This window comes from Paraburkholderia sp. RL17-373-BIF-A (assembly GCF_046030175.1).
Lineage (GTDB): Bacteria > Pseudomonadota > Gammaproteobacteria > Burkholderiales > Burkholderiaceae > Paraburkholderia.
Genome location: NZ_JARESO010000187.1, coordinates 1 through 2,688 on the forward strand (window position 1 = coordinate 1; position 2,688 = coordinate 2,688).

At 57.3% G+C, this 2,688-nt stretch carries 3 protein-coding genes and 1 pseudogene; 2 read left to right on the plus strand and 2 right to left on the minus strand.

Features of this window, described 5'->3' with window-relative positions; all coding sequences use genetic code 11:
- Window positions 1-706: 706 nt before the first annotated feature.
- Both P0D80_RS49355 and P0D80_RS49360 read right to left on the minus strand, forming a co-directional pair.
- Window positions 707-1,024 (minus strand): hypothetical protein, encoded by a 318-nt coding sequence (locus P0D80_RS49355; protein WP_408295820.1) that lies wholly within the window; start codon window positions 1,022-1,024, stop codon window positions 707-709.
- Window positions 1,025-1,578: 554 nt separating this feature from the next.
- Window positions 1,579-1,728: pseudogene (locus P0D80_RS49360) on the minus strand (IS30 family transposase); the annotation flags it as partial.
- Here P0D80_RS49360 and P0D80_RS49365 point away from each other — a divergent pair.
- Both P0D80_RS49365 and P0D80_RS49370 read left to right on the plus strand, forming a co-directional pair.
- Complete coding sequence (locus tag P0D80_RS49365; protein ID WP_408295826.1) at window positions 1,701-1,985, plus strand: hypothetical protein; 285 nt, start codon at window positions 1,701-1,703, stop codon at window positions 1,983-1,985. The pseudogene P0D80_RS49360 and the gene P0D80_RS49365 sit on opposite strands and share 28 nt — an antisense overlap.
- Window positions 1,986-2,398: 413 nt before the next feature.
- The coding region (locus P0D80_RS49370; protein ID WP_408295823.1) for an IS4/Tn5 family transposase DNA-binding protein at window positions 2,399-2,688 on the plus strand (290 nt) is incomplete at its 3' end.

Sequence of the window (2,688 nt, forward strand, 5' to 3'; positions counted from 1 at the left end):
CATCAAGATTTTATGGGAGCGGTGACGGCATGAACCTGTACGCGAAGCGACTCGAGCGTGGACGTTTCGTGTGACCGCAGGCGGACTCGGGAACAGTCCATCTGTCAGCTGCCCTACTGTCGCTGCTGCTCGAGGGGATTGACTGGCCGCATCCAGAGGCGGACGTGGCAGCCGACCCACGCCGCGTAACGCCGGGTGTGGGAACCCACAAGCGCGTGGGCTTCATTTACACTGGCATGCATGCCAGCTAACCATCTGCCCGATGACATCGCCGCCCTCAAGCGCATCGTTGCCTCGTGACAAGACTATCGCGCAGTTGCTGGCCGAGATCTCGCGACTGAAGCGATGGCAGTAAGGCCGCTCAATTGGAGCGCATGACAGAACTGATGGACCAGCTGCAACTCGCGCTCGGTGAGCGACCGTGCGTCAGCCTGATGAGGCAGACATTGTGATCCTATGGGCTTTTCGACAATCTCAAGGCTTTTGCCAGCGTCTTGCCTAGTAGGGCAAGCTTTCCGACATGCTAATTCATGTTTGCATCGGCTTTGTTCGGTGTCTTACGCAAGCAGCAATCGGCTCATCGAAACCGGTACGCAGCGAAATCGTCAAAGTGGCGTCTCTCATCTTCTCTCCCCTCAACCCCAAAATAACCCAGCAGCTGCGAAACACGCAGCCATCGCGAGTACTATCAGTTCAGGTGCGGTGGTCATGATGGTTCTTCGCTTACGGTCTGCGGAGCGGCGTAGAGCGGAATCGAATATATAGACACATCGCTTATCCCAATCAATCTGGTGCGCCCCGAATTGGAAATGAAGCCGTTGTACCATTCACCTCCTGGCCTCATCCATGCCACCGGTTCCGCCGCTTGCGCTGGCGCGGCAGCGATCAAGGCGCGGGCAAATGCTTCAGCCAACCGAACATCCATTTCGATGCCCGATGTTTCAGGTTCACACCAGCACTGTGCTGCGATGTGTCGTGCTTGTTCAATAGTCAGATGCGTATCCGCGCTTTCTCTATTGGTCATTATTCTCTTCTCCAGTGGTTAAGCGGCTTTCCGGTCGCGCACAGCACGGCGAATTCCGGCGTCTCGACTACGTAGATCGGGCCCGTCCTGCGTGGAATTCGGCCCGAGCTGGCGTCAGTTTCCGGTCGCTCTTGCGCTTGCTCGGGTCTTTGATCTCACGTGTTGTATGCCTGCTTCGGGCCGACCAGGCCGAACTGCGCGAGTTGGCCCTGCGCCTGAGGCATGCGGATACCCCGCTCTAATCGGATGAGTACGGACATCGCTGGATACACCAAGGAGAAACGGAACGCCTCCGTCTACATGACCCAACCGATGAGGGCGTGAGAAGGTCGTCTCAGTAGCGTCCTGACACGATCCGGTGACACAGATACTTTATATGTCCGCAGTCGGGCAAGCATTCCGGAATTTGCCAAGACAATCGAGAATCTGCGGAAACGGGTTGCCCCAGTTTCTCAACGCGACAAGATTTCTGCCGTGACTTTCGACGCTCCCGGATGGACGTGTGCACCCGAAACACGCTCTTCATAATGTCGATTGGCTTTGTCGAGGTTGCTTACCGCCTGCGACACGCCAACCGCCTTTTTTGCTGCTTTCTCGCTCGTGATACCGGTGGTGCTCTGCTTCCAAAATAGCCGCTCGATCTCACGCCGGTGTGACGGTGCACCTGGCGAGCGCATTGCTCCTCGCCCTGTCAACTGATGCATCCACCCAGCTGGTCGTCCCACAAACACCCCCTCAGTCAAAGGTGTTGCGACGACCGGTCGAATCCGCCCAGTTCACGGCGGGCGCGTTCACCGAGGCCGTGCTGAGCCGGGGAATCCGTCTTTCGATGGATGGCAAGGGGTGCTGGCGCGACAACGTGTTCGTCGAGCGGGTGTTCGCTCGCGACGGCCAACGGCGAAGCAAATTTTCGATGTTTTGGGCAAAAGTTGATATTCAGGCCCGGCAGCAATCGACATAATGCGCAATTGTATGAGGATGACACCTCTTCGACGCTTCTTGTCCCATCCCACGCGCCAATGACTATGCGCGGTTCGAAAGATTGGTAAATCTATGCCTGTCGTAACTGCCCAAACATTTGCAAGAGCGTTCCTTGGTAAAGACTCCTTCAACGGTGTGTTCGAGGGCGGAAGTCATAAGGGGTTCCGACCGGTAGGAGGCGGCAAAAACGTTCCCATATTCCCCAGGGAACTTTTCGATCTCCATGATGCCGACGCACCCGACAACGGCGTGGCGAAGCAGGCCGGAGACTACAACATATCCCCCTCACGCGCGGCTGAGGTTTGCCCACATCTCGGTATGGCGCTGCTTGTAAACTGCCGCGCACGATGTTAACTTCTCGCTCGTGCGATGTCCTTGTAGCGAGGAGCGGCATTGTCGGACGCGAACAATGACGATGATTGGGCGAATGATGAGTTTGGCGCGGCGCAGTTGGGCGACGCTCGCCTGACGCAGCGTTTGATCGCACTCGCGCGACAGCTCTCGCACGCTCCGCAATGTTCGTTTCCGCAGTCCCTCGATGCCGCCGAACTCAAGGCCGGGTACCGCTTTTTTGATAATCCGAAAGTGGGCGCTGACGGTGTACTGGGTCCGCATATTGGTCAGACGCTCGGCCGTATGCGTCAGGTGCCCGTTGTGTTGGCGGTGCAGGATACAACCGAGTT